The organism is Streptococcus sp. VTCC 12905 (assembly GCF_049893385.1).
Taxonomy (GTDB): Bacteria; Bacillota; Bacilli; order Lactobacillales; family Streptococcaceae; genus Streptococcus; species Streptococcus suis_AA.
On record NZ_JBMVJC010000005.1, the window covers coordinates 58741 to 84790 of the forward strand.

At 40.4% G+C, this 26050-nt stretch carries 25 protein-coding genes and 1 riboswitch; of the genes, 23 read left to right on the top strand and 2 right to left on the bottom strand.

Translation table 11 applies throughout. The features are described 5' to 3' along the window. The first annotated feature begins 189 nt into the window (after window positions 1-189). From pcrA to ACPC58_RS03210, 8 genes are all read left to right on the top strand, one after another. On the top strand, window positions 190-2469 hold the full coding sequence (pcrA, locus tag ACPC58_RS03175) for a DNA helicase PcrA (RefSeq protein ID WP_434065215.1): 2280 nt from the start codon (window positions 190-192) through the stop codon (window positions 2467-2469). 62 nt (window positions 2470-2531) lie between these two features. Further along, window positions 2532-2621: riboswitch (TPP riboswitch) on the top strand. Between the two features lie 335 nt (window positions 2622-2956). Further along, the gene (locus ACPC58_RS03180; protein ID WP_434065216.1) at window positions 2957-3604 is read left to right on the top strand and encodes an HAD family hydrolase; all 648 of its coding nucleotides are present in this window, start codon (window positions 2957-2959) and stop codon (window positions 3602-3604) included. Further along, on the top strand, window positions 3601-4398 hold the full coding sequence (thiD, locus tag ACPC58_RS03185; protein WP_434065217.1) for a bifunctional hydroxymethylpyrimidine kinase/phosphomethylpyrimidine kinase: 798 nt from the start codon (window positions 3601-3603) through the stop codon (window positions 4396-4398). The genes ACPC58_RS03180 and thiD overlap by 4 nt, the downstream gene beginning before the upstream one ends. 4 nt (window positions 4399-4402) lie before the next feature. Then, window positions 4403-5188 (top strand): hydroxyethylthiazole kinase, encoded by a 786-nt coding sequence (gene thiM, locus ACPC58_RS03190; protein ID WP_217375012.1) that lies wholly within the window; start codon window positions 4403-4405, stop codon window positions 5186-5188. Next, window positions 5181-5825: a thiamine phosphate synthase gene (gene thiE, locus ACPC58_RS03195; RefSeq protein WP_434065218.1), complete on the top strand. Its 645-nt coding sequence runs from the start codon at window positions 5181-5183 to the stop codon at window positions 5823-5825. The genes thiM and thiE overlap by 8 nt, the downstream gene beginning before the upstream one ends. Window positions 5826-6504: 679 nt before the next feature. Beyond that, window positions 6505-7188, top strand: a complete 684-nt coding sequence (locus ACPC58_RS03200) for a YjjG family noncanonical pyrimidine nucleotidase (protein ID WP_434065219.1) — start codon at window positions 6505-6507, stop codon at window positions 7186-7188. A 52-nt stretch (window positions 7189-7240) separates the two neighbouring features. Next, window positions 7241-7576 carry a hypothetical protein gene (locus ACPC58_RS03205; protein WP_434065220.1) on the top strand — a complete coding sequence of 112 codons (336 nt, stop codon included), beginning with the start codon at window positions 7241-7243 and terminating at the stop codon, window positions 7574-7576. 9 nt (window positions 7577-7585) lie between these two features. Next, window positions 7586-8110, top strand: coding sequence for a CPBP family glutamic-type intramembrane protease (locus tag ACPC58_RS03210; protein WP_434065221.1), 525 nt, complete (start codon window positions 7586-7588; stop codon window positions 8108-8110). Here the strand turns inward: ACPC58_RS03210 and ACPC58_RS03215 are convergent. Next, window positions 8077-9225 carry a cobalamin-independent methionine synthase II family protein gene (locus tag ACPC58_RS03215; RefSeq protein ID WP_434065222.1) on the bottom strand — a complete coding sequence of 383 codons (1149 nt, stop codon included), beginning with the start codon at window positions 9223-9225 and terminating at the stop codon, window positions 8077-8079. The genes ACPC58_RS03210 and ACPC58_RS03215 overlap by 34 nt on opposite strands. A 202-nt stretch (window positions 9226-9427) precedes the next feature. Here ACPC58_RS03215 and ACPC58_RS03220 point away from each other — a divergent pair, with 202 nt between their 5' ends. Beyond that, window positions 9428-10594 carry an MFS transporter gene (locus ACPC58_RS03220; RefSeq protein ID WP_434065223.1) on the top strand — a complete coding sequence of 389 codons (1167 nt, stop codon included), beginning with the start codon at window positions 9428-9430 and terminating at the stop codon, window positions 10592-10594. A gap of 75 nt (window positions 10595-10669) precedes the next feature. On the opposite strand, the gene ACPC58_RS03225 is transcribed toward ACPC58_RS03220, so the two are convergent. Then, complete coding sequence (locus ACPC58_RS03225) at window positions 10670-10840, bottom strand: DUF3042 family protein (RefSeq protein ID WP_042761772.1); 171 nt, start codon at window positions 10838-10840, stop codon at window positions 10670-10672. 68 nt (window positions 10841-10908) lie between these two features. On the opposite strand from ACPC58_RS03225, the gene miaA reads away from it, so the two are divergent. The 14 genes from miaA to ACPC58_RS03295 all read left to right on the top strand — a co-directional run bounded on the left by miaA (window position 10909) and on the right by ACPC58_RS03295 (window position 26035). Beyond that, entirely contained in the window at window positions 10909-11793 is an 885-nt protein-coding gene (gene miaA, locus ACPC58_RS03230; RefSeq protein ID WP_130555049.1) for a tRNA (adenosine(37)-N6)-dimethylallyltransferase MiaA, read from the top strand. Next, window positions 11786-13036, top strand: a complete 1251-nt coding sequence (hflX, locus tag ACPC58_RS03235) for a GTPase HflX (RefSeq protein ID WP_312949315.1) — start codon at window positions 11786-11788, stop codon at window positions 13034-13036. Before miaA ends, hflX begins: the two co-directional genes overlap by 8 nt. Next, window positions 13020-13655, top strand: coding sequence for a cystathionine beta-lyase (locus ACPC58_RS03240; RefSeq protein WP_434065224.1), 636 nt, complete (start codon window positions 13020-13022; stop codon window positions 13653-13655). The genes hflX and ACPC58_RS03240 overlap by 17 nt, the downstream gene beginning before the upstream one ends. Further along, window positions 13655-14584: a ribonuclease Z gene (gene rnz, locus ACPC58_RS03245; protein WP_217375022.1), complete on the top strand. Its 930-nt coding sequence runs from the start codon at window positions 13655-13657 to the stop codon at window positions 14582-14584. Before ACPC58_RS03240 ends, rnz begins: the two co-directional genes overlap by 1 nt. After that, window positions 14581-15336 (top strand): SDR family NAD(P)-dependent oxidoreductase, encoded by a 756-nt coding sequence (locus tag ACPC58_RS03250; RefSeq protein WP_434065225.1) that lies wholly within the window; start codon window positions 14581-14583, stop codon window positions 15334-15336. Before rnz ends, ACPC58_RS03250 begins: the two co-directional genes overlap by 4 nt. A 279-nt stretch (window positions 15337-15615) precedes the next feature. Then, on the top strand, window positions 15616-17163 hold the full coding sequence (cls, locus tag ACPC58_RS03255; protein WP_434065226.1) for a cardiolipin synthase: 1548 nt from the start codon (window positions 15616-15618) through the stop codon (window positions 17161-17163). A gap of 349 nt (window positions 17164-17512) precedes the next feature. Next, on the top strand, window positions 17513-19726 hold the full coding sequence (recJ, locus tag ACPC58_RS03260) for a single-stranded-DNA-specific exonuclease RecJ (RefSeq protein WP_434065236.1): 2214 nt from the start codon (window positions 17513-17515) through the stop codon (window positions 19724-19726). After that, on the top strand, window positions 19711-20832 hold the full coding sequence (locus ACPC58_RS03265) for a DUF3114 domain-containing protein (RefSeq protein WP_434065237.1): 1122 nt from the start codon (window positions 19711-19713) through the stop codon (window positions 20830-20832). The genes recJ and ACPC58_RS03265 overlap by 16 nt, the downstream gene beginning before the upstream one ends. 184 nt (window positions 20833-21016) lie before the next feature. Continuing rightward, window positions 21017-21529, top strand: coding sequence for an adenine phosphoribosyltransferase (locus ACPC58_RS03270; protein WP_418127386.1), 513 nt, complete (start codon window positions 21017-21019; stop codon window positions 21527-21529). 134 nt (window positions 21530-21663) lie between these two features. After that, on the top strand, window positions 21664-22605 hold the full coding sequence (metA, locus tag ACPC58_RS03275) for a homoserine O-acetyltransferase MetA (protein WP_434065227.1): 942 nt from the start codon (window positions 21664-21666) through the stop codon (window positions 22603-22605). Between the two features lie 9 nt (window positions 22606-22614). Then, window positions 22615-23289 carry a DnaD domain-containing protein gene (locus ACPC58_RS03280; protein ID WP_217375030.1) on the top strand — a complete coding sequence of 225 codons (675 nt, stop codon included), beginning with the start codon at window positions 22615-22617 and terminating at the stop codon, window positions 23287-23289. Between the two features lies 1 nt (window position 23290). Beyond that, window positions 23291-23986 carry a tRNA (adenine(22)-N(1))-methyltransferase gene (locus tag ACPC58_RS03285; RefSeq protein WP_434065228.1) on the top strand — a complete coding sequence of 232 codons (696 nt, stop codon included), beginning with the start codon at window positions 23291-23293 and terminating at the stop codon, window positions 23984-23986. Continuing rightward, complete coding sequence (locus ACPC58_RS03290) at window positions 23964-24758, top strand: Nif3-like dinuclear metal center hexameric protein (RefSeq protein WP_434065229.1); 795 nt, start codon at window positions 23964-23966, stop codon at window positions 24756-24758. Before ACPC58_RS03285 ends, ACPC58_RS03290 begins: the two co-directional genes overlap by 23 nt. Before the next feature lie 220 nt (window positions 24759-24978). Next, window positions 24979-26035, top strand: a protein-coding gene (locus tag ACPC58_RS03295; protein WP_434065230.1) for an IS630 family transposase whose coding sequence is annotated in 2 segments (ribosomal slippage) — window positions 24979-25443 and window positions 25445-26035 — 1056 coding nt in all. Because the reading frame shifts where the segments join, the coding sequence is not laid out codon by codon here. Window positions 26036-26050 lie beyond the last annotated feature (15 nt).

Here is a 26050-nt window from a genome sequence, read left to right on the forward strand (position 1 = left end):
TATGATTATAACGAACCTGTATTCACAGTGTAGTACTTCCATCTAAGGCTAGTTTTTCAGCTATTCATCGTTTGTTTTTCCAAAAATACAGTCGGTATTTCCTCAAAAAAATACCTTGATTAGCTATAAACGATCTTCTATTTGAAAGTAAATTACTTGTAAATACAAGTTCTAAGAAAGTATGAGAAAATGAACCCATTATTAAACGGAATGAATGACAGACAGGCAGAAGCGGTGCAGACGACAGAAGGACCGCTATTGATTATGGCAGGGGCTGGTTCGGGTAAGACGCGAGTTCTGACTCACCGTATCGCTTATTTGATTGAAGAAAAAATGGTCAATCCTTGGAATATCTTAGCTATTACCTTTACGAATAAAGCGGCGCGTGAGATGAAGGAGCGGGCCTATGCTCTCAATCCTGCTACTCAAGATTGTTTGATAGCTACCTTCCACTCCATGTGCGTACGGATTTTGCGTCGTGATGCTGACCATATTGGTTATAATCGCAATTTTACGATTGTCGATCCAGGTGAGCAACGCACCCTTATGAAACGGATTTTGAAAAATCTTAATTTAGATCCGAAAAAGTGGAGTGAACGTTCTATCCTGGGAACCATTTCTAATGCCAAAAACGATTTGATTGATGACAAGGCATTTGAAGCCCAGGCAGGCGATCTATATACGCAGATTGTTGCTAAATGCTACACGGCTTATCAAAAGGAGCTAAGACAGTCAGAGGCCGTTGACTTTGATGATTTGATCATGTTGACGCTCCGCCTTTTTGACCAAAATCCAGAGGTCCTGACCTATTACCAGCAGAAATTCCAGTACATCCATGTCGACGAGTATCAGGATACCAATCATGCCCAGTACCAATTGGTTAAGCTCCTGGCATCTCGTTTCAAGAATATCTGCGTGGTTGGAGATGCGGACCAGTCTATCTATGGTTGGCGTGGTGCGGATATGCAAAATATCCTGGACTTTGAAAAGGATTATCCAGAGAGCAAGGTCGTGCTTTTGGAGGAAAACTATCGTTCGACCAAGAACGTCTTGCAGGCAGCAAATGAAGTGATAGAAAACAATCGCAATCGCCGTCCGAAAAAACTCTGGACACAGAATGCCCAAGGGGATTTGATTACCTATTATCGTGCTCGGGATGAAAATGACGAGGCAATATTTGTAGCGAGTCAGATCGACCAGTTGCACCGAGAAGGCAAGGCCTATAAGGATTTTGCAGTTCTCTACCGGACCAATGCTCAATCCCGTACCATTGAAGAAGCTCTGCTCAAGTCCAATATCCCTTACACAATGGTTGGCGGTACTAAGTTCTACAGCCGTAAGGAAATTCGGGATGTCATTTCCTACTTGAACCTCATTGCCAACCCATCAGATAATATCTCTTATGAACGCATTGTCAATGAGCCAAAGCGTGGTGTTGGCCCCGGTACGGTTGAAAAGATACGTGATTTTGCGACCAGTCATGGCATGTCCTTGCTGGAAGCATCACAAGATATTATTCTGTCACCAATCAAAGGCAAGGCTGCACAGGCGGTCTTTGACCTAGCCAATCTTCTTTATAAGCTCCGTAATCAACTGGATAGCTTAACAGTTACTCAAGTGGTAGAAACTGTCTTACAGGAGACAGGCTACATTGATGCTCTTGCAGCACAAAATACGTTGGAAGCCAATGCTCGCATTGAAAACATCCAGGAATTCCTTTCTGTTACCAAAAAATTTGACGAAAAGGATGCTGAGGAAGAAGAGACAGGTCTGGATCGGTTGACGCGCTTCCTGCTTGATTTGGCATTGATTGCTGACACAGATGATGGCGATAGCGAATCTTCAGAAGTGACCCTCATGACTCTTCATGCGGCTAAGGGTCTGGAATTTCCTGTTGTCTTCCTGATTGGTATGGAGGAAAATGTCTTCCCGCTCAGCCGTGCAGCAGAAGAAGAGGATGAATTGGAAGAAGAACGTCGTTTGGCTTACGTAGGCATCACCCGTGCTGAGCAGACTCTCTACCTGACAAATGCTAATTCACGCCTCCTTTTTGGTCGCAGTAATTACAACCAACCTAGCCGCTTTATACGTGAAATTTCCAGTGACCTCCTTGACTACCAAGGGCTTGCTCGTCCAGCTAATACTAGCTTTAAGGCTTCTTATGTCAATGGCAGAGCGACACAGTTTGGACAAGGCATGAGCTTGCAACAAGCCCTACAAAGTCGAAAAGCAGCCGTACAACCATCCGCCAAGCTCGGAGGCAGTATGCCCTTCGCATCAAGCAACCAATCGTCAAGCTCAGGCACCAACTGGTCAGTTGGTGACATCGCAGTCCATAAGAAATGGGGCCGCGGAATAGTCCTTGAAGTATCAGGTTCAGGCAGCAATCAAGAACTCAAAATCAATTTCCCTGACATGGGACTCAAAAAAGTCTTGGCTAGCTTAGCGCCGATAAGTAAAGAAGATTAAATTTAGTTAAAAAACAATTGCAGTAAGCTCGAAAATATGATAAAATATTTTTGTAAAATTGAATAGAACATTTGGGGTGCCAAGAGGCTGAGATTATACCCATCGAACCTGATGCAGTTAGGATTGCCGAAGGGAAATGTGTATCAACAAATTTTGTTGACAAGTATTATATTCGTATTCTAATATAGGATACTGTATTTACTGGACATCAATCATCGTAGGTGTAACTCCATTTGATAAACCATCAGATGGAGTTTTTTTTATAGTCGAATGAAGAGTTTTCAGAAAAAAGGAACTGAGTGCAGGTAGATAGAACAGCCCAGAGACTGTTCTAGGTTGGAAATAAGATATGCGCAATAAGTTACTTTCGTAGAGTTCGGCAAGGCGAAAGTGATGATAAATCTAATACAATTAAGAATATTTTCACAAATAGTCTCAGCTGATTCATTTTATATTTCCTAACGAGAAAAAGTGAAAGGAGACATTGATGAACAAAATGGTCATTTGGCTTGACCTTGATGGAGTTATTTTTGATTCCTATGAGGTCTGGGACCAGGTGGTTCAAGGGATTTTGAAACATCACGGAGTTGCGTATACCCAGCAGATAAGGGAAGAACTTTGGCGTATTCCAATGGAAGATGTTAACGCGTATTTATTGCAACTTGTGGAGAATTCCTTAGATGAGAATGAACTTGAAAGGCAAAAAATGAATCAACTGCAATCACTATATAGAGATATTTCCTTGGTGGAAGGTGTGCATGAACTCCTATCTACATTGAAGGCAAAAGGTGCAGTCATTTACGCAGTCACTTCAAACTATCTGGAGCTGGCTGAACTAGGATTGTCATCCCATCATCTGTCTAACTATTTTGTGAAACTATATAGCAGTTTGGATCTGTTTGGGAGCGATAAAAATAGGGGATTTTACCAATTCATCCTACATCAGGAACGGATAGATCCAGCCAATATCGTAATGGTCGAGGATAATAAGAACAATCTTTGTATTGGATATGAGTTAGGAATAGCGGGAGTTTATATAGAACATCCAAATTCCCCTTTTTCTGTTGAGAATACCGGTATAGTTAGCATCAAGCAATTAAGTGAATTGATACCAATTTTGGAGGATAAAAAATGACATCTTTACATGTAGCATTATCAATAGCAGGAACAGATCCGACAGGCGGAGCAGGTATTATGGCTGATTTGAAGAGCTTTCAGGCTAGATCAGTTTATGGTATGGCAGTCGTGACGAGTGTCGTTGCTCAAAATACCAAAGGGGTGCAACTAATTCGTCATCTTGATCAGGAAATTTTAGAAGAACAATTGAAAAGTGTTTTTCAGGACATTGTTCCAGATGCAATAAAAACGGGAATGTTAGCACAAGTCGAGACCATAGAGCTCGTCGCAAGCTATCTTTCTGAACAGAAGTGTCCATATGTTTTGGATCCTGTTATGGTCGCAACGAGTGGAGACCGTTTGATTGAAGAGGATGCAATCCAAGCGCTGAAAACAAAATTACTGCCCCTTGCTACCATCATTACACCGAATCTACCAGAAGCAGAAGTTTTAGTCGGTAGAACACTGAAAAGTGAAAATGACATTATGAATGCGGGCCGTTGGATCCGGAAAGAGCTTGGGGTAAAAAATGTGGTCATTAAGGGTGGTCATTTGGCAAAGGTGGCATCTGACTACTTATTTTTAGAAGATGGTGAGATTAGTGTCATCAGTGCAGCACGCATTGCTACGAACCATACCCATGGTACAGGTTGTACCTATGCGGCAGTCATTACTGCAGAGTTGGCGAAAGGTCGGACAGTAGTACAAGCAGTCGAAACCGCCAAACGATTTATTACTGAAGCAATTCAGACTGCTCCAGAATTGGGTCATGGAAATGGTCCTGTTAATCATACCACCTACAGAGGAGAGTAACTAGATGTATTTGGAAAAATTACGTAGTCAAAATCCCTTGACCATTTGTATTACGAATGATGTAGTCAAAAATTTTACAGCCAATGGCTTGCTTGCTCTCGGTGCCTCCCCTGCGATGAGCGAGTATCCAGAAGATTTGGAGGATCTACTTCCCTATGCAAAAGGCTTATTGATTAATACAGGAACCTTGACCAATGAAACTTGGGAACTATACAAATCTGCCTTGGATATTGCTGAGAAATATGGTGTACCTACTGTCTTAGATCCTGTCGCGGCAGGTGCTGGTGCCTATCGCAAGAAAGTTGCCTTGGATCTGTTACATCATCATACTATTTCACTCGTTCGTGGGAATGCAGGAGAAATTGCAGCCTTGATTGGTGAAAGTATTGAAACGAAAGGGGTAGATTCTGCTCAGATTGACAATGTTGGTGAACTAGCTCTCAGAGCCAACCAACAATTAGGAATTCCTGTTGTGATTACAGGAAAAAAAGATGCTATCGCTGTGAATCATCAGGTTCGGATTTTGGAAAACGGTAGTGAGTTAATGACCCTAGTGACAGGGACAGGATGCCTACTGGGAGCAGTTCTGGCTGCCTCTATTCACCTAGCTGATGAGGATTCTTTATTGGATTGTTTGGAAGAGGTCCTATCGGCTTATTCGATCGCTGGAGAAATGGCAGAGCAGAAAACCTCACTACCAGGAACCTTCCAGATTGAGTTTATAAATAGCCTCTATGCAATCCAATCAGAAGAGGTTGAAGAAAATAAAAAGGTCATTCATTATGAATAGAAAAATCCTTCAAGTTTACTTTATTTGTGGCACGACAGATTGTCCAAAAGGCAAATTTTTGGATGTACTGGAAAAGGCATTGCAGGCAGGAATCACTTGTTTTCAATTTCGTGAAAAAGGTGAGCAAGGTTTAAAAGGGTCTGATAAACTACTGTTGGCAAAACAAGTTCAACACCTATGTCATCGCTATCAGGTTCCATTAATCATTAATGATGATGTTGAGTTAGCATGTGCAATTGATGCTGATGGAATACACCTTGGTCAGGAAGATTTGTCAGTAGTAGAAGCGAGACAGCTCTTCCCAGGGAAAATAATTGGACTATCAGTTGGAACAGAAGAAGAATACCTCAATTCGCCTATTGAACTAGTAGATTATATCGGAAGCGGACCTGTTTTTCCCACTTTATCTAAAGATGATGCTAGTCCAGCAATTGGAATGGATGGATTAAAGCAACTAAGGAGACTCAATTCCGATATTCCTATGGTTGCGATAGGAGGGTTATCTGCTAAAGATTGCAAGGATATTCTCCAAGCAGGTGCAGATGGCATAGCTCTTATCTCAGCCATTTCCCATGCTGAAGACCCCTACAAAGCAACCAAGATATTGGTGGATGGGATGCAAGCAATGTCTGTCTAAATTATTGTAGAATAAGATATATATTATAGCCAGGAGATTAAAAAGAGGGTTCGAATCCTCATTTTGTGTTAGTTGCGAACATGGACGAGTGATTTACTGAGTATAGTTGCTATATTTATTAGGTATAGTTGGACCAGTTGAACAGCAGATATGAAAATATTCAAAAGTTAGGGAAAGATTTCATACACAACACAATTTATTAGTTAAAAAAAGCTCCAAAACGTGGATTTGTCACATTTATAGAGCTATTTATATTTTTAAACTGATAAACTAAAAAGGAGGTAATTGTAAAAGGAACGTGATGGAAAAATCATAGATTTTTTATTAGCTATCTCAATTTCAGTGAAAAAAGTAACTTGTATCTGTATAGAATTTTTGAGTTGAAGTGATATCATTAATTTTGAATCTATGCTTTGTATCGCAATTGACAGATAGATACTGTGACAATTTTAAGGTATAATATTGCTTAAAATAAATTAAAAAGTTAATCACTAATTTCACTTTACATCTGGACTATTTGTTATAAGATAAGAACATCATATTCTATACGAAAATATTATCATAAAAACACTGTAATTAATATTTTTGTTCATTTTCAAAGTTTTCAGTGTTTCCTTATTTCCTAAAATTGGTACTATTCTGTGATATAATATGCTCAATAACTAAAAGGAGTTCACAATTGCACTACAAACATCTATTATTCGATCTTGACCATACTCTTCTTGATTTTAGTCGGGGTGAGGAGGTGGCTCTGACACAGTTTTTGGCTTCGATGGAGGTTGAGGATATTCAAGCTTTTAAAGAAGTCTATCGTCCGCTCAACCAGGGCATGTGGAAGGATTTAGAAAAAGGTCTGATCACAAAGAAAGAGTTGATTAATACTCGTTTTTCACGGACCTTTGCTCACTTTGGTCGTCAGGTTGATGGGAAGGAGATGGCTTTGCGATACCAAGAGTTTATAGGACAGCAGGGACAAATTTTTGCAGGAGCGGACAAGCTATTGCAAGAGCTGACCAAGCGTGGGTATCAGATTTATGCGGCGACCAACGGTGTGACCTATATTCAGGAAAATCGCTTGCTGCACTCACCGATTCAACCTTATTTTAAAGAAGTATTTATTTCAGAACAGATGGGGACGCAAAAGCCTTCGGCGGATTTTTATGAAAAAATAGCAGAGCAGATTGCAGGTTTTCAATTTGAACAAGCATTGATGATTGGAGATAGCCTTACTGCAGATATCCAAGGCGGGAATAATGCTGGTATGGATACTGTTTGGTATAATCCTTCTAACCTGATAAACAACAGCAAGGCTATTCCGACCTATACAATTCACAGTTATCAAGGATTACTAGAAATGTTATAAAATCGACTATACCCATCTAAATGGTTGAGAAAAATGTATCAGAGGAGAAAGTGTGAAGAGAATATTGAAAGCTATTCGACCCCAAAAATCACTGATAGAATTAAACTGGCTAGATGTGTTTGTCCTGACCGCAATTTTATTTGGCAATGCTATTTATACCTCGACCATGCAATGGATTGCATCTTCGTCTGCGACCAAAGTAGTGGAAAATGGAGTGCAATCCTTTACCGCAGCAGACAATTGGTGGGCATTGGTCAATCAAGGAAAACTGTTTTTGTTTGCCTTGGTTTATTTGCTGATTCGGAATTATGATTTCAAACAACTAAAGGTAAAATTAGAATGGACAGTTTTACTCTGGGGACCACGGATTTTTATCGGTGCTGGTTAGATTAGTGACTTGGCATTTACAGACTTTTCTTACCTTTCAGGGATTACTGGAGGGTATAACTATCTAGGATATCTCCCTTATTATAATCAGGATATCATGACGGTGATCCATCGCTTCTTAGCGGTTGATTATAGTACAGTTGTTTATGCTTTGTTTAACGGCTTATACGAAGAATTCTTTTTCCTAGGTTTATTGTTAAGTACAGATACAAAGAAACGCTCGCTCGTATTGCTTTTTTCAACCATCGTCCGAACCTCATTCCTTACCTATCAAGGATTGGTTTCAGCCTTAGTAATAGGTGTGCCGTTTGGTTTGTTTTACTATTATATGTATAGAAATAAAAATGATAATCTCCTACCTTACTTTCTAGCTCATGCTAGCTCATGCTCTGGCAGATATGGTTGGTACCAGCTTCTTGTCACTATTTATTGGGTAGAAAATAGCATTCTTCGAATAATGAAAATCCCATGGAATTCCTCTTTGTTCCATGGGATTTTTTACTATTCATTCCAGAATTTGCTTGCAATATCTTGACCTTGTTTGATTTTAGCCCATTGTTGTGGAATGGCCAATTCATTACCAGAGTCACATGAAGCAAAACCGCATTGGTGAGAAAGGTAAAGACGTTCTTTAGGGATGATTTTACTTGCTTCTTCTAAGAGTTTATAGACACGCTCTTCATCATCTAAATCGGTTGTCTTACTTGACAGAAGTCCAAGAACAACTTCTGCGTTTTTATCGCGTAAGCTTTCTAAGGCTTTCAAATCACCAGCACGCTCATCATCCCATTCAAGGAAGAAGCGGTCGTAGTGCTGATCACGCAAGAATTTTTCAGCGATTGCCTCATAAGTCCCACCAGAGGCATGACGACTTTCGTAGTTACCACGGCAGTTGTGTGTCCAAACAGTAAGACCAAGTGAATGTGCATAGTCAACGACTTCATTATTTATTTTGACAAAGGCATCTGCTAAATCAGCTAGTCCGGCATTGCCTTCAGCAAAGAAACTTGCAGGATTACTTTCATCAAAAAGTTCCCAAAGGCAGTCGTCGAACTGAATAATGGTGCCACCAGCAGTTTTATAGTCATCAAGGAATTCTTTATAAGATTGAATGAGACCGTTTTTTAAATCATCGGCAGTTGCATATACTTGACCTTCGCCATACAATTCATTAAAAACAGCAAGTTCAGTGTAAGCATGAGCTGGGCCCCATACAGTCAATTTTGTTTGCGTATCTACAGCTAGCTCATTCACTTTTTTAAAGATTTCAATAAAGTGGTGGTTCTTACCAGATAATTCTTCAGTGATGCGGATACCTATGTCTTTTCTTGTTTCAAAGTGACTGCCATCATGGTCTTTAAAAGTATATCCATGATCAGCAATATACCGTTCAATACCTTTTAAGCCCCATACAAAGTCAAGGTGCCACATAGATTTAGAATATTCTCCGTCAGTTAGGATATCTATTCCTTTTTCTTTTTGTTCCTTTACGATTGATTCGATGGCTGCTGTTTCAGTTTCTTGATATCCAGAGAAGTCATTATAAAAAGGATAATGGATATCATCTCTATGTTCGATTTGTGTTTTGTAGTCACGCAATTCTGCTGGACGTAGAAGGGAACCCACTAGTTGAAATCTTGATGTTGTCATTTGTAAATCTCTCTTTCACTTATTACTGAACTAATTCTATCCCAGTTTGCTTTATTTGAAAAATAGTTATTTTGAGTAAAAAGGTATAGTTGTTCGCTATATCACATTTTTAGATTTCTAAAATACTTTTTCTGGGGTTAGAACTATGGTATAATTTTCTTTGCAGAAATCCGAACGTTTGGAAAAAGTTTAGGGGAGAAGAATGAAAAAACACTTTAGTTTTATTTTATTAGGGATTATGATGTTGGGTGTGGTGATGAGGGCACCCTTTACAGCTTTGCCAGCAGTCCTCACAGATATTGCCTCTGGGTTGGGTGTTGAAGTGAGTTCACTCGGCATTTTAACTTCGATTCCCTTGATCATGTTTGCACTATGCTCATCAATAGCGCCACGTATGGCAGCAAAATTTGGCTTGGAACGTTTAATGGCCATTGTACTTGTGATTATGGTTATTGGTTCTGGATTGAGGGTGTTCAACCTCCAAACACTTTTCATCGGTACGATGATGATCGGAGCTAGTATCGCATTTATTAATGTCTTGTTGCCTAGCTTAGTTGCTGCTAATTTCCCGCATAAGATTGGGCTTTATACAACCATCTACATTACTCTGATGGGGATTGCCGGAACAGTCGCGTCAATGGTTGCAGTGCCAATTGTTTCAGCTACTTCTTGGAAATTTTTTATTTATTTAATCACTGGAGTCATTCTCTTAGCTTTACTTATCTGGTTACCAAATGTGAAGAACAATCATATGTTTGTGACTGGCAACCAATCAGAGAAAACAAGTTCTCTATGGAAAAATAAGGCTGCCATTGCCTTTCTTGTTTTTGGTGGGTTGCAATCCGTCTTGTTCTACACAGAAGTCACTTGGTTACCAACCATTTCGCAATCTATTGGATTTTCAAAAGCAGAAGCAGGGTTGATGTCTGGAATTTATAACTTGGCTGCCATACCAATGTCTTCAATCATTACAACTCTACTTTCGCGTCAGACGAAAGAATCTCGCAGGAACATCATGCTCCTCATCTCATTGGTTACATTAATTGGCTTGGCCCTTATGGTAATCACTCCAAAAAACTTTTTTGCTTGGACAATTATTCATATCGTACTCAGTGTTTCCAATGCATCACTCTTCCCATATATGATGCTCAGCTTTACTATGAAAACCAGTAACAGTCAGGCAACAGCTCGCTTATCAGGTATGGTACAAACAGGTGGCTACTTAATCGCAGCATTTGGTCCAGTTCTCTTAGGATATAGTTTTCCAATTTTTGGTAGTTGGTTACCCTTGATTCTATCATTGGCTACTGTAACCTTGGTGATGATGTGGACGATTGTACTGATTGAGAAAGAAGATATCATCATTTAGTCACATTTTCCCACAATTCACTTGTTCATTTTGGGATATAATAAAAACAAAAAAAGCTGGATATTCACCAGCTTTTTAGTGTGCTACACGTTTACGTGCAGCTTTTTTACGATTTTCCTCAATGAAAGCTTCTTTCTTTTCTTCTGGTTCAATGATTGTTTTATGAACGGTGAAGACTGCGCCCGCTGCAAGAGCGACTGTAGAAAGAATACCTGTCAAGAAACCTTTGCCAAAACCTTTAGCCATAGTGAATTCTCCTTTACTTATGATATAATAGATTTTAGCGAAAAAACAAAATATTTTCAAGGAAAAAGATGAAAACTAAAGTTATTGTGGTCATTGGACCGACAGCGGTAGGAAAAACTGCCCTTGGCATAGACTTGGCCCAGCGCTACAATGGAGAAATTATCAGCGGTGATAGCCAGCAAGTCTATCGTAAACTAGATATCGGGACGGCAAAAGCTAGCCCTGAAGAGCAGGCTGTGGCGGTTCATCACTTGATTGATGTCCGAGATGTGAACGAGGGCTATTCGGCTTATGAATTTGTAGCAGAAGCCAGATCCCTAATTGCAGACATTACTAGTCGTGGCAAGTTGCCTATTATCGTGGGTGGGACAGGTCTTTACATCCAAAGTCTGCTTGAAGGCTACCATCTGGGCGGGCAGGTTGACCAGGAACAAGTTCTTGCTTATCGGGCGGAACTCGATTGCTTGTCTGACGAGGTTTTGGAAACAATGGCAGAGCAGGCAGGTTTGATGTTCGAGGGAAACAGCCGTCGGCGATTGATTCGTGGGTTAGAATTAAAAAAATTTGGCAAAAACTTAGAAAATACAGAGTCAGAATATGAGCCTCTTTACATCTGCCTGACGGATGACAGGCAGGTTCTTTACGACCGCATCAATCAGCGAGTGGATAAGATGATGGTGGCGGGCTTACTAGATGAAGTTAGCTGGCTCTACCAAGAACACCCAGAAGCCCAAGCTGCTATGGGAATTGGCTACAAGGAGTTTTTTCCATACTTAGCAGGTCAAATCAGCCTAGAAGAAGCAGTTGATAAGGTCAAGCAAAATAGTCGCCGCTTTGCCAAACGACAATTGACCTGGTTCAGAAATCGGATGCAGGTTCCCTTTTATTCAGTAGGCGAGCCAGATTACAAGTTGCAGATTTTCACCGCCGTGGAGGAATTTTTAAATGATTGAAACGCAGAAAGAACAAGAACGTGCCCTCCTGGTTGGAGTGGAATTACAGCAGACAGACAATTTTGACATGTCCATGGAGGAGTTGGCAAGTCTTGCTAAGACGGCTGGTGCTCTGGTCAAGGGAGTCTACACTCAAAAACGTGAAAAATACGACAGCAAGACCTTTGTTGGCTCAGGAAAATTGGATGAAATTGCCCAGATGGTCGAAGCTGACGAGATTGATACCGTCATTGTCAATAACCGGCTGACGCCCCGTCAGAATGTTAATTTGGAAGAGATTTTAGGTGTCAAGGTCATCGATCGGATGCAGTTGATTTTGGATATTTTTGCCATGCGGGCACAGAGTCACGAAGGGAAGTTACAGGTCCACCTAGCCCAGCTCAAGTATATGTTGCCACGCTTGGTTGGACAAGGTATCATGCTCAGCCGTCAGGCAGGTGGTATCGGCTCTCGTGGACCAGGTGAAAGCCAGTTGGAGCTCAACCGTCGAAGCATTCGCAACCAGATTCACGATATCGAACGACAACTCAAAACGGTAGAGAAGAACCGAGCGACTGTACGTGAACGCCGTCTGCAATCAGGCGTTTTCAAGATTGGCTTGATTGGCTATACCAATGCTGGTAAGTCTACTATCATGAATGCCATGACGGACAAGAGACAGTATGAGGCAGATGAACTTTTTGCCACACTTGATGCCACGACCAAGCAGATTAACTTGGCAGATAAGTTCAACGTGACCTTGACTGACACGGTTGGTTTCATTCAGGACCTGCCGACTGAGTTGATTTCTGCCTTCAAATCAACCTTGGAGGAGTCCATGAACGTGGATCTCTTGCTCCATGTCATCGACGCCTCTGACCCCAATCACAGTGAGCAGGAGCAGGTGGTCTTGGATATTTTGAAAGACCTGGATATGCTGGACATTCCTCGCCTAGCTCTGTATAACAAGCTGGACAAGACCGATGACAGCTTTACCCCTAGTCAGTTTCCGCATGTCATGCTGTCCGCTAAGGATGAAAATGCCAAAGGCCATATTCAGATGATGGTCTTGGCTAAGATTAAGACTATGTTTGAACGATTTGAGGTCAGAGTGCCACTTGCTGAATCTTATAAATTGCATGATTTAGCAACTCTTGCCCTGATAGAAAATCGGACCTACGAAGAGGATGTGGAAGTGGTATCAGGCTATATTGCTTCCGCTAATAAATGGAAGTTGGAAGAATTTTATGACGGATTATCTTGATTTGGCAATCAAATACGGTGGCTTTACCAGTCTGGACAAGGTCTATCTGGCGAAGAAATTAGCTGATTTGACTGACCAACAAAAACTAGACTTTATCACACCACCGCCTTCTGTTATCAACGCTTATTTTGCGGAAATCTACCAGAAACAAGGAGCAGAAGAGGCGACGGACTACTATCTGAAACTTTCTCAGCAGCTCTGCCTTTTTCCAAAAGATCCCAGCTTTGAAGAAGACAAGCCCTTTGTCCGCCTGAATTTATCAGGTAAGTCTTTCGGATTTGCCTATGTGTCGGCAGACGGTCTGGCTCAAGTTTTTCCGGAAGGAGAAGAGGAGATCACTGAAGATCTGCTCTTTGAGATAGCTCAAGTCTTTCCCCACTATGTCGTTTTTGTAGAAGACGGGAAGATTTTCATGGAGGCCAATGCCTTTGATGAACGTCAGTTGAAAGATGAGGAAACAGATTTTCTGCTAACAGAGGTGGCTAGCTCGGCTGACTTTATCAAAATTTCGGGTCTCAATCAGGAGGAAGTAGTAGAAGTGGCGGATTCTTATTCGGGTCAGCGCTATTTTGCCTGGTCGGGTCGCTCAGCTATAATATATCGATTAGAAAGTAAATAATGCAAATTCAATTTTTAGGTACAGGGGCTGGTCAGCCCTCCAAGGCCCGTAATGTGTCCAGTTTGGCCTTAAAACTTTTGGACGAAATCAATCAAATTTGGCTTTTTGATTGTGGCGAAGGAACTCAAAATCAGATTTTGGAAACCACTATTCGTCCTCGAAAAGTTGCTAAAATTTTCATAACACATTTACATGGTGATCACATTTTTGGTTTGCCAGGTTTTTTATCCAGCCGTTCGTTTCAATCGAGTGAGGAACAAACAGATATTGATATTTACGGTCCTATGGGTATTCGATCTTTTGTTTTGGCTAGTCTGAAAGCATCTGGTTCACACTTACCTTATCGCATTCATTTTCATGAGTTTGATGTTGATACAGTCGGTCAGGTTCTAGAAACAGACAAATTCATGGTATTCGCCGAAAAGCTGGACCATACCATTCCTTGTGTCGGCTACCGTGTCATCCAAAAGGATTTGGAAGGGACCTTGGATGCGGATGCTCTGAGCGCGGCGGGTGTACCATTTGGCCCCCTCTTTGGGAAAATAAAAAATGGTCAGAATGTGACACTTGAGGATGGGACTGAAATTATCGCTAGTGACTATATTTCCCCTCCAAGGCCTGGTAAGGTAGTGACGATTTTAGGGGATACGCGTAAGTGTCATGCCAGTGTGCGTCTAGCTATAAATGCTGATGTGCTGGTGCATGAGTCCACCTATGGTAAGGGTGATGAGCAGATTGCTCGTAAGCATGGGCATTCAACCAATATGGAAGCGGCTCAAGTAGCTAAGGATGCTGGTGTCAAGCGACTCTTGCTCAATCATATCAGTCCGCGCTTTTTGTCCAAGGATATCAGCCGATTGCGCAATGATGCGAGAACTATATTTGAACAGGTCCATATCGTTAAAGATTTAGAGGAAATAGAACTATGAGAACCATTTTAATAACTGGGGCATCTGGTGGTCTAGTACAGGAAATGATTCCTTTGCTGAAAGATGACTTCTTGATTTTGTTGGGGCGAGATGTAGAGAAGATAGAGCAGCTCTATGCCTATCATGAAAAAAAGGCAATTTTTAATGTGGATATTCGAGACGAAGCCGCATTAATTGCATTTTTTGAAGGATTAGATAACCAGTTTGGTCAAATCGATATTTTAGTCAATAATGCAGGCTATGCAATTTATGATGACTTTGAAAATTTTTCAAGTCAGCAGGTTCAAGCTATGTTTGACATCAATACTTTTGCTCTGATGACCATGTGCCGTTTAGTGGGTAAACGGATGAAGGCTAGACGGAGCGGGCAAATCATTAATATTGTTTCGATGTCAGGTCTAATCGCTTCAAGCAAGTCGTCAGTCTATTCTGCAACTAAGTTTGCGGCTATGGGTTTTTCAAATACCATTCGCTTGGAGTTGGCCCAGTATGGTGTGACAGTAACAACTGTTAACCCAGGACCTATTGCGACTGGCTTTTTCGACCAAGCAGATCCTGATGGAAGCTATCAAGAAAGTGTCAAAGCCTTTCTCTTGCATCCCGACTATGTAGCTAAGAGAATTGTGGCTGCCATGGGGACGAAGAAGCGTGATATCAATTTACCGTGGTCACTAGCTGCAGCTCATAAACTCTATACCCTTTTCCCAAGAATATCAGATTACTTGGCCAGTACAGTATTTAATTTAAAATAAACATAGAAAAAACGCTGAATTCTTGTTTTACGTTTAACCATCTCTCAAATAGTGAAGTCATATTCTTTACATAGTATACCTGGTAATGAGCACAAGATAAAAAGATTTCTTCGTTATGAGCAAAATCTGTATAAAGTATCTGTTTTTTATTTTCAAAATTTAGATACAATAGGTAGATGTAAATGAAAAAACATAGATTGTGTAGGAAGAATACATCGTTTTAGTGGGATATTTGACTAAAATTTGATATAATAGTTGAAATTTGCAAGGGGGGATGACATGGAAAAGATTTGGAGGATTATTTATAGTCGAACATTTATTGTTCTTAGTTTGATTGCCTTAACAATTTTTGTTATTTTGTGGGCAGTTAGTTCAGCGGCAACTTATTTCCCAGCGTTTGTGACGGTTATGCAACTTTTTTCTCTAGTTGTAGCAGTTTCGATTATTAATCGGCGGATGAATGCTAGTTTTAAGTTAACCTGGATTGTATTTGTACTTGGAATCCCAGTATTTGGAGCTCTGTTTTACTTTATTTTACAGTCAAACATTGAAACCAGACGGTTTCGCAGGACTTTTCAGCGTCAAGCTGAAATATTAAGATTGTATGGGAAGACTTCTGAAAAAGTAATGAGAGGTTTGGCTAAGGAAGACCGTGAGCAACTTAAGTTAGCTCATTATATGAGTGAATATGTGGGCTATCCTTTACACACCAACACAGACGCAGTCTATTTTCCATCTGGAGAAGTGAAATTTGAGGCGTTATTAGAAGAATTAAAAAAAGCTGAGAAATATATTTTTATGGAATACTTCATTGTCGATTTTGGCTATATGTGGGATTCTATTTTAGATATCTTAAAAGAAAAAGCTGCTCAGGGTGTAGAGGTTCGGTTTATGTATGATGGAATGAACTCGCTAAGCACTCTACCTTATAATTATTATAAAACCCTACGGCAATTTGGTATCAAGACAAAGGTCTTCTGTCAAATAATCCCTGCTCTGTCAACTATTCATAATAATCGTGATCACAGAAAGATTGCAGTAATCGATGGAAAAGTTGCTTTTACAGGTGGTGTCAATATTGCTGATGAATATATCAATAAAAAGGAACGATTTGGCTACTGGAAAGATGCAGCGATTATGATACGAGGTGAGGCCGTATCAAACTTTACTTTGATGTTTTTGCAAATGTGGAATCATGATGAGAAAAAGTCAAATGATGATTTGAAATACTTAAAGGAAGCGCATGATGCTGAGACAGAGACTATAGATACAGAAGGCTATTTCTTAGCTTACGGTGAAAGTCCATTTGATGGAGATGAGGTTGCGAAACGGGTTTACTTGGATATGATCCAGTCAGCAACTGACTACATCTATATTATGACTCCCTATTTGGTTCTGGATGATGAAATGATTGATAATCTCACCTATGCAGCGAAACGTGGGGTTACAGTTCGTATCCTTCTTCCTCATATTTACGATAAGCAGATGGCTTATCTGGCAGCACGAACAGATTTTAGAACCTATTTAGAATCCGGTATTGAAATCTATGAATTTACTCCTGGGTTTGTTCATTCGAAAGTGGTTTTAGTCGACGATAAAAAGGCAACAGTTGGCACAGTAAACATGGATTTTCGATCTTTTTATCTCAATTTTGAATGTGGGCTTTATGTATATAACCATCGACAAGTTTTAGAAGATATTCACAAAGATTTCATGCATTCTTTTGAACAATCTGAACGGATTACTTTACTTGGTTTTGAAAATAATTACCCGTGGTATAAGCGTTTGGCAGGAGCGTTGTTAAATATCTTGTCACCTTTACTATAATAATTGTTTCAAAGAAAGAAGCAGGGCGACTCAAATCAATCGTTGAATTCCTCTGCTCCTTTTTTCTTGGGAAATGGTATAATAGTAAGATAGTTTATACTCGAAAAAAACAATGTTATCAGTGTGGACATTATTGCAATTATTTGATATTCTTCGAAAATCAAAATTGTCCCTTGTCAAGAGCTTTTTAGCCTGTTACCTTGAAATGTGAATGTGACAGAGTTCTATCTTCGGCTTTATGACGAGAACTCAGTTTTTTACTTTTCTAGTTTTCAACTTACCCCCAAGATTGTTAAAGCTAGGTTACTTTTGGTTTTCATTGAGTATGAGTATTAAAGGAGTTAATAACGTGATCAAACCCAATTATGACTGGCAATTATTGACCGGTTTTTCTGATGAACACTTTATCAAATTAGCAAAAAAAGAAGGGCTGGACCCAGTAGCGGCCAAATTGTTGTATGAGCGGGGCATTCATTCGCAAGAAGAACTGCATTCCTTTATCCAACCAAGTTTAGAAGATCTCCATGACCCATACCTGCTTCACGATATGGACAAGGCGGTAGAGCGGATTCGCCGAGCAATCGAAGACTACGAACAGATTTTGATTTATGGAGATTATGATGCCGATGGCATGACCTCGGCATCTATTTTGAAAGAAACTCTGGAGGAAATGGGGGCAGAAGTCCAAGTTTATCTTCCCAATCGTTTCACAGATGGCTATGGGCCGAATCAGTCAGTTTACAAGTATTTTATCGAGCAGCAGGGGATTTCTCTTATTGTGACGGTGGACAATGGCGTAGCGGGTCATGAAGCGATTGCCTATGCCCAGGAGATGGGTGTGGATGTTGTTGTGACAGACCACCATTCCATGCAGGAAACCCTTCCCAATGCCTATGCGATTGTACATCCAGAGCATCCAGAGGGAAATTATCCTTTCAAACATTTGGCGGGCTGCGGTGTAGCCTTCAAATTGGCCTGTGCTCTTCTTGAAACTGTTCATGCAGACTTGCTGGATTTGGTCGCAATTGGTACCATCGCTGATATGGTTAGCATGACCGATGAGAATCGTATCATGGTCAAATATGGTCTCTCGCTTCTCAAACAGACCGAACGTGTAGGCCTTCAAGAATTGATGAAAATAGCTGGCATTGATATGGATAGCCTTGATGAAGAAACAGTTGGTTTCCAACTTGCTCCGAGGTTGAATGCCCTTGGTCGACTCGATGATCCAAATCCAGCCATCGAATTACTGACTGGTTTTGATGACGAAGAGGCCCATCAAATTGCTCTCATGATTGACAGTAAAAATGTAGAACGCAAAGAAGTCGTCCAAGCAATTTACGACGAAGCAAAAACCATGTTGCGAAGAGATAGACCTCTTCAAGTTCTGGCTAAAGAAGGTTGGAATCCAGGTGTTTTAGGGATTGTGGCAGGACGCCTACTAGAAGAATTACAGCAACCTGTTATCGTCTTGTCGATTGAAGATGGTAAGGCAAAAGGTTCGGCTCGTTCGGTTGAAGCGGTTGATATTTTCAAGGCCCTTAAAGATCATCAGGACCTCTTTATCGCCTTTGGTGGTCATGCTGGTGCAGCAGGTATGACCTTGGCAGTTGACAAACTTGAAGAGCTTGCTCAAACCTTGGCTGACTATATTATCGAAAATAAATTGGATGTATCTAGCAAGTCTTCGCTGGTTTTGGATGAAGAATTGGATTTAGAGGAATTAACCTTAGATACTCTAAAATCCTTTGAAAAACTGGCACCCTATGGTATGGACAATAAAAAGCCTGTCTTCTATCTTAAGAATTTTCAGGTGGAGTCAGCAAGAACCATGGGACAAAACAATGCTCACCTGAAAGTACGGATTACAAAAGGGGCTGCTGGATTTGATGTGGTTGCGTTTGGTAAGGGCAATTTAGCCTTGGAATTCTCACAGGCCAAGGGGTTAGAATTAGCTGTTACCTTGTCTGTCAATCAATGGAATGGCAATACTAGTCTTCAGCTCATGTTGGTTGATGCTCGGGTCAATGGTGTTCAACTTTATAATATTCGTGGAAAGCAACATCCTATTCCTGCAGATGTTCCTATTTTGGACATTAATCATCCTGTGACTAGTGAATCTGCTATTGTCCTTGCGACTTTGCCAGAAGATATCAGCAGTCTGCGCAGCTATTTCCAAGAAAAAGAATTTGAGGCCATTTATTTTAAAAACGAAATTACGAAACCATACTATCTAGATGGGTATGGTAGTCGAGACCAATTCGCTAAATTGTACAAGACCATTTACCAATTCGATGAGTTTGATGTCCGCTACAAACTGAAAGATTTGGCTGATTACTTAAAAATTAAGGACAGTCTCTTGGTCAAAATGATTCAGATTTTCCAAGAATTAGAATTTGTCACCATTACGGATGGAGTCATGCGGGTCAACAAAGAGGCGCAGAAACGGGAAATTTCAGAAAGTCAGATTTATCAAGACTTAAAACAGACCGTGATGCAGCAAGAGTTGATGGCACTTGGTACCGTTCAGGAAATTTATGAGTGGCTATGTGGACAGAATTAATCACTATTTGGATACTGTTGATCATCAGTCTGATAGGGATACTGACTTTTGTTGCGTGGAATAATAGGCGAAATCGCTTGTTAAATCATATAAAGCAATCGGAGCAAGTCCATGCTGGCTTGATGGAATTGAGCGGTAGAGGGTGGTCGGAAAAGGCTTTAGCAACAGCCTTTTTAATGCCCATCCTTCAGTTACCCCAAGCAGAAATTCCTGAATATGTTCATCAGTTCGTAACAGAATCGGCTCTCTTTGCTTCCAAAAGCTTTTATAGGTTGTTGAGGGCTGAAAGTCACTCGTTGGATCGAGAGAAGGCAGTAAAGATTATAGCCCAAAGCGTGAGGATGTTAGACTTTCCTGAGGAATTACACCAGAGCCATTTGTTAGTTCTGCTGGAAAAAATGGATTGTGATTGTCCTCCCCACCATCCCTTTTGGCAATACTTTGCTAGACTGGTTGACCGAGCATTTCCAGGTAAACAGCTTTCGCGAACTGAGTTATTAAACAAGCAAGTTCATCAATTGCGCTATCTGATTTCCTATCAGCAGGCTAGTTGGGTTCGAAAGCGTTTTGGACAGGGAAGTACGGATTGGCAGGCTATGGTGGCGTATTTAAATCATTTACCTCGCTGGTCGTATCGTCTCAATGAGTCTGCTCGTTTGCATAATAAACGGGGCTTTGGCAATCATAAGGTGGAACCATTACCAGTCAATATAAAGGTACTCATTGGTTTTCACAGTGAGTTTATCCTCAGTCAGCAGGGGCAGTTCGCCTTGATTTTGGATAAGACTCCTCATCGAAATGGCGTAATAAATGGGGCTTCATTTAACTATGCCAGTGCTAATAATAAGCGTCATACTCAGCTCGATATTGCACCAGTTGGTCCTCACGATCCACAGTTTCGGAAGAAAGTCCTGCGCGCAAAGACAGCCAGCTATTTATCTCCCACCCGTATTCGACATTATCAACGAGAAAAGACACCTGTCGGCTGGGAAACATCTTATTTTAATCCAGATGGCGATTTTTCATTTGCTGGAAATAGCAGAGCGAGATTGGTGTCTCAGTTGAGTAGACAACTAAGGGCTGATATTCATAAGTTGGATTCCTAGTCTGCACTTTTAACTGGATTAAAAGCCACTGACACTGAATACAGTTTCTTAGAAAAACGAGTCTAGCTCAAAGAAAGATTCGCAATGAGTAAAGCAAGGGTCTTTGTCAGGGTTGAAAATATACCAAATGACAATTTCATGGTATAATGAAGAGTAAAAAATATTTTTTTAAAGAGAGAAAGAAATGAACTTAAAAGATTACATCGCAACCATTCCTGATTATCCAAAAAAGGGGATTGAATTTCGTGATATTAGCCCATTGATGGCGGATGGAAATGCTTACAGCTATGCTGTACGTGAAATCGTTCAATACGCAACTGATAAACAAATTGATATGATTGTTGGTCCAGAGGCGCGTGGCTTTATCGTTGGTTGTCCAGTTGCCTATGAATTGGGAATTGGTTTTGCACCGGTTCGTAAACCAGGTAAGTTACCACGCGAAGTTATCTCAGCTGATTATAAAAAAGAGTATGGTGTAGATACATTGACCATGCATGCTGACGCCATCAAACCAGGTCAACGCGTGTTGATCGTAGATGATTTGTTGGCCACTGGTGGTACTGTTAAAGCAACGATTGAAATGATTGAAAGACTTGGTGGGATTGTTGCTGGTTGTGCCTTCTTGATTGAACTTGATGATCTTAAAGGTCGTGAAGCCATCGGAAATTACGACTACAAGGTCTTGATGCACTATTAAGTCATTAACATAGTTTGATTGAATATTTTTAAGACCTTATAGTTAAAACTTATAACTAAGCCTAGTTTTATTCTAATTGAAATGCTGTTCTTCCTGTTCTATAATAGAGATAAGATCGTTCAGGAGGTTCGAGTATGCCAATTAAAATCGAAAAATCATTACCAGCAGTAGATATTTTAAGGAAAGAGAATATTTTTGTAATGGATAGCGACCGTGCTAGCCATCAGGATATCCGTCCCATAAAGATATTGATTCTAAATCTCATGCCTCAGAAAATTGTGACGGAGACTCAGTTGCTCCGTCTTTTGGCTAATACGCCATTGCAATTGGAAGTTGAATTCCTCTACATGGCGAGTCATGAGTCGAAAAATACACATTCAGACCATTTAGAACAATTTTACAAAACGTTTGAGCAGGTCAAAGATTCCTATTTTGATGGCTTGATTGTAACTGGAGCACCAGTTGAAAATCTGCCATTCGAAGCAGTTGATTATTGGTCTGAACTTGTATCTGTATTAGAATGGTCGAATAATCATGTTTTTTCAACCTTGCATATCTGTTGGGGAGCGCAGGCTGGACTCTATGCTCGATACGGAGTACAAAAACATAATATGAATCGCAAGCTTTCAGGTATTTATAGACAAGATGTTGTCAAAAATACAAATCCATTGATGCGTGGATTTGACGATGATTTTAAATCGCCGCATTCGCGATACACAGAGGTGAAGGCTGCTGACATTTCTCATTTGAGTGACCTTGAAATTCTTTCATGTGGTGAGGAAGTCGGCTTATCAATTTTGGCAAGTAAGAACTTGCGTGAAGTCTATAGTTTTGGTCATCTGGAATATGATCGCGATACCCTTGCCAAAGAATACCAGCGAGACTGTTTAGCTGGAAAAAATCCACATATCCCTGAGAATTATTTCAAAAATGATGACCCATCAACCAGACCTGCCCTTTCATGGAATTTGCCTGCTGCTCAATTTTTTACTAATTGGATAAACTACGCGGTCTATCAAGAAACACCGTATGACTGGAAACTATTTGAAGATTCTGCCCTTTCAGCGAGTCTATAAAGAGGATATATGAATTACTCACAGCAATTTCGACAAGGGAATGTAGTCATTCCTGCAGCTCTTTTGTTTCACTACAAAGAATTATTTTCATCATCAGATGATTTTCTCATCTGGCAGTTTTTCTTTTATCAAAATACCTCACATTTGGAATCTTTAGCCCCTAGTGAAGTTGCTCAGGCCACAGGAAAAACAGTGGCACAAGTCAATCAAGCAATTGAAAACCTGCAAGAATCTGGGCTATTAGAATTTAAAACGATCAGTATCGCAGGAGAAATCGAAATGATTTTTGATGCACTACCTGCACTTGAGAAATTAGATGTGCTATTAGAACCAAAACAACCTGTCGAAATGGTTCGGACTGAAAATGATTTGAAAACCTTGGTTGGAGATTTTGAAAGGGAGTTGGGTCGTTTCCTATCCCCATTTGAAATTGAAGATTTACAAAAAACGGTTGAAGATGATAAAACTTCTGTTGACTTGGTTCGAGCTGCTTTGAAAGAAGCTGTTTTTAACAACAAAACCAATTGGAAATATATCCAAGCTATTTTGCGAAACTGGCGACGTGAAGGAATAACAACAGTGGCACAGGTAGAAGCTAAAAATATAGATAGAGACATCCAGAATCCTAAGAATGTAACTGTCTCCAGTGATTTTCTTGATGCAATGAACCTCTGGAAAGAGTAATATGGAAACAAAATTATCAAAAAGACTAGAAACAGTCGCAGATTTTGTGCCACAAGGGGCACGATTAGTTGATGTAGGGAGTGACCATGCCTATCTCCCTCTTTTTTTGGTAGAGCAGAAGCGCATTGATTTTGCCATTGCTGGTGAGGTCGTTCAAGGTCCCTACCAGTCAGCACTCCAGAATGTTGAGCTGGCAGGTAGGTCTGATATGATTCAGGTTCGACTGGCCAATGGGCTTGCTGCCGTAGAAGAACAAGACCAGATTTCAGCGGTGACAATTGCTGGTATGGGAGGGCGTTTAATTGCCGATATTTTAGAAGTTGGAAAAGAAAAGTTGGGTTCGGTTGAACGGCTCATTTTACAACCGAACAATCGAGAAGATGATGTTCGGAATTGGTTGGTTCAGAATCAATTTAAGCTTATTGCTGAGGAGATTGTAGAAGAGAACGATAAGATTTATGAGATTCTGGTAGCACAAAAAGGTTCAATGGACTTGACAGCTACTCAATTGCGCTTTGGTCCTTTCTTATCAATCAAACATTCCCCTGTTTTTCAGAAAAAGTGGCTTAAGGAGTTGGATAAGCTGAGTATGGCTTTGGAACAAGTCCCTCTTGAACGCCAGGGTGATCGCTCCGCTATTTCCCAAAAAATGGATCAAATAAAGGAGGTTCTTCATGTTGGCAAAGAACGTCATTGAGCGTTACCAATCCTTTTGTCCGCCATTTTTGGCCATGGAGGGTGACGTAACTGGTTTGCAGATTGGAACATTGAACAAGGAAATCCAGCGAGTAATGGTCACCTTGGATATCCGTGAGACGACTGTGACAGAGGCTATTGATAAACAGATAGACCTGATTATCGTCAAGCATGCTCCAATTTTTCGTCCAATAAAGGATTTAGTGGCTGACAATCCACAGACGAAGATGTATCTGGACTTGATTAAACATGATATTGCGGTCTATGTTAGTCACACTGATATTGATGTAGTGAATGGTGGGCTTAACGATTGGTTTTGCGAGTTGTTAGGTATCTATGATACAACTTATTTACTGGAGACATCAGTGGGTCAAGGACTTGGTCGTGTTGGAACTATAGCAGAGCAGACACTAGAAGAATTGGCCTTGAAAGTTAAATCTGTCTTTGGTCTTGATGCTGTACGTCTAGTGACTTATGGCCATCAGGCACAACAATATGTCAGTCGAGTTGCAATCTGTGGTGGGAGCGGAGGCTCTTATTATCAGACAGCTCTTGATAAGGGTGCTGAGGTCTACATCACCGGTGATATCTATTACCACACAGGTCAAGACATGTTAACAAAAGGGTTGCTGGCTATTGATCCAGGGCATCACATCGAAGCCTTATTTATCAAGCGAGTTGCTGATTTATTGGAAACTTGGAAAAAGGAAGAAGGTTGGGAAGTGGAGATCTTTGCATCGACAGTTTCGACCAATCCATTCAGACATTTATAATCAGTGTCCTGACTTTAGCTTACATCAAAAATAAACAGTCAAGCTACGTTTTTGCGTGGCTTTTTTTGAAAAAAAGCTTGTTTTTTTTGATAATTAGGGTATCCTAATTATTGTAATATGTTGGGTTAATTTAGAGAATGGAAGTCGTTATGAATTGGTTTACACACCAGCCTGTGGTTTTATACTTAACAAAAATCAAAAATAGCGATATAATAGTATTATGATAAAAGAACTTACTCAGACACAATTTGAAGAATTAAAGCAAGCACTTAAAGATAAAAATAATGCTCCGCATCATAGAAAAATACAAGCACTCATTCTTTATTCTGAATGCCATAATTTAACATCCGTAGCTAAATCGGTAGGTTTTGTCCATCAGACAGTCCGAAACTTATTGAATCGCTATCTAAATGGTGGCTTAGATGCCCTATTAAAGGAAAATCGTGGTGGTCGCCGCCGTTCGTATATGACGCACGAGGAGGAAGAAGTTTTCCTTAAAGAGCATCTCTCTTCCTCTTTGAATGGAGAATTCGTTACCGTTAACACCCTCTTTAAAGCTTATCAAGAGAGAGTTGGGCACAAGACAACCCGAGAAGGTTTCTATGCTCTCCTGAAACGTCATGGTTGGCGTAAAGTTAGCCCACGTCCCCAACATCCGAAAAAAGCAGACGCCGAAACCATTTTAGCGTCTAAAAATAAAATCTTTATTCGAGGAGAGAATGAGTAAGCGCTTTATCAATGGAAAAGAATATCAAAAAATCCGCCTTATGTATCAAGATGAGGCGGGTTTCGGGCGTATCAGTAAACTTGGTTCGTGTTGGTCTCCAAAAGGTTATCGGCCTCACGTAGCAAGTCATCATATTCGTGAGTACCGCTATTGTTATGGAGCTGTGGATGCCCATACAGGTGACTCATTTTTCATCATAGCAGGTGGATGCAATAGTGATTGGATGAATGAATTTCTACGACAGCTATCGGCAGCTTATCCAGAAGATTACATTATTTTAGTCATGGATAATGCCATCTGGCATAAATCTCAGACCTTAAATATTCCTAAGAATATTGAATTTACATTCATTCCACCCTATACACCTGAAATGAATCCTATTGAGCAAGTCTGGGCTGAGATTCGTAAACTTGGTTTCAAGAATAAAGTATTTAAAACTTTAAATGAGGTAATCGATAAACTTGAAGAGGTTATTCAAACCTTAACTGCTTATCAACTCAAATCAATTGTACATAGAGACTGGACTTCCGCTATTTTTGATTTTAACTGAGTATTACAGGCTCTC

What these genes read in the sequence shown, in the direction of transcription:
- ACPC58_RS03215 (WP_434065222.1), bottom strand. Translation starts at nt 9,225, where the DNA reads ATGACAACATCAAGATTTCAACTAGTGGGTTCCCTTCTACGTCCAGCA.
- ACPC58_RS03270 (WP_418127386.1), top strand. Translation starts at nt 21,017, where the DNA reads ATGAACTTAAAAGATTACATCGCAACCATTCCTGATTATCCAAAAAAG.
- ACPC58_RS03250 (WP_434065225.1), top strand. Translation starts at nt 14,581, where the DNA reads ATGAGAACCATTTTAATAACTGGGGCATCTGGTGGTCTAGTACAGGAA.
- ACPC58_RS03180 (WP_434065216.1), top strand. Translation starts at nt 2,957, where the DNA reads ATGAACAAAATGGTCATTTGGCTTGACCTTGATGGAGTTATTTTTGAT.
- metA (WP_434065227.1), top strand. Translation starts at nt 21,664, where the DNA reads ATGCCAATTAAAATCGAAAAATCATTACCAGCAGTAGATATTTTAAGG.
- ACPC58_RS03265 (WP_434065237.1), top strand. Translation starts at nt 19,711, where the DNA reads ATGTGGACAGAATTAATCACTATTTGGATACTGTTGATCATCAGTCTG.
- thiD (WP_434065217.1), top strand. Translation starts at nt 3,601, where the DNA reads ATGACATCTTTACATGTAGCATTATCAATAGCAGGAACAGATCCGACA.
- ACPC58_RS03285 (WP_434065228.1), top strand. Translation starts at nt 23,291, where the DNA reads ATGGAAACAAAATTATCAAAAAGACTAGAAACAGTCGCAGATTTTGTG.
- pcrA (WP_434065215.1), top strand. Translation starts at nt 190, where the DNA reads ATGAACCCATTATTAAACGGAATGAATGACAGACAGGCAGAAGCGGTG.
- ACPC58_RS03290 (WP_434065229.1), top strand. Translation starts at nt 23,964, where the DNA reads ATGTTGGCAAAGAACGTCATTGAGCGTTACCAATCCTTTTGTCCGCCA.
- thiE (WP_434065218.1), top strand. Translation starts at nt 5,181, where the DNA reads ATGAATAGAAAAATCCTTCAAGTTTACTTTATTTGTGGCACGACAGAT.
- rnz (WP_217375022.1), top strand. Translation starts at nt 13,655, where the DNA reads ATGCAAATTCAATTTTTAGGTACAGGGGCTGGTCAGCCCTCCAAGGCC.
- thiM (WP_217375012.1), top strand. Translation starts at nt 4,403, where the DNA reads ATGTATTTGGAAAAATTACGTAGTCAAAATCCCTTGACCATTTGTATT.
- ACPC58_RS03220 (WP_434065223.1), top strand. Translation starts at nt 9,428, where the DNA reads ATGAAAAAACACTTTAGTTTTATTTTATTAGGGATTATGATGTTGGGT.
- cls (WP_434065226.1), top strand. Translation starts at nt 15,616, where the DNA reads ATGGAAAAGATTTGGAGGATTATTTATAGTCGAACATTTATTGTTCTT.
- ACPC58_RS03225 (WP_042761772.1), bottom strand. Translation starts at nt 10,840, where the DNA reads ATGGCTAAAGGTTTTGGCAAAGGTTTCTTGACAGGTATTCTTTCTACA.
- ACPC58_RS03240 (WP_434065224.1), top strand. Translation starts at nt 13,020, where the DNA reads ATGACGGATTATCTTGATTTGGCAATCAAATACGGTGGCTTTACCAGT.
- hflX (WP_312949315.1), top strand. Translation starts at nt 11,786, where the DNA reads ATGATTGAAACGCAGAAAGAACAAGAACGTGCCCTCCTGGTTGGAGTG.
- ACPC58_RS03280 (WP_217375030.1), top strand. Translation starts at nt 22,615, where the DNA reads ATGAATTACTCACAGCAATTTCGACAAGGGAATGTAGTCATTCCTGCA.
- miaA (WP_130555049.1), top strand. Translation starts at nt 10,909, where the DNA reads ATGAAAACTAAAGTTATTGTGGTCATTGGACCGACAGCGGTAGGAAAA.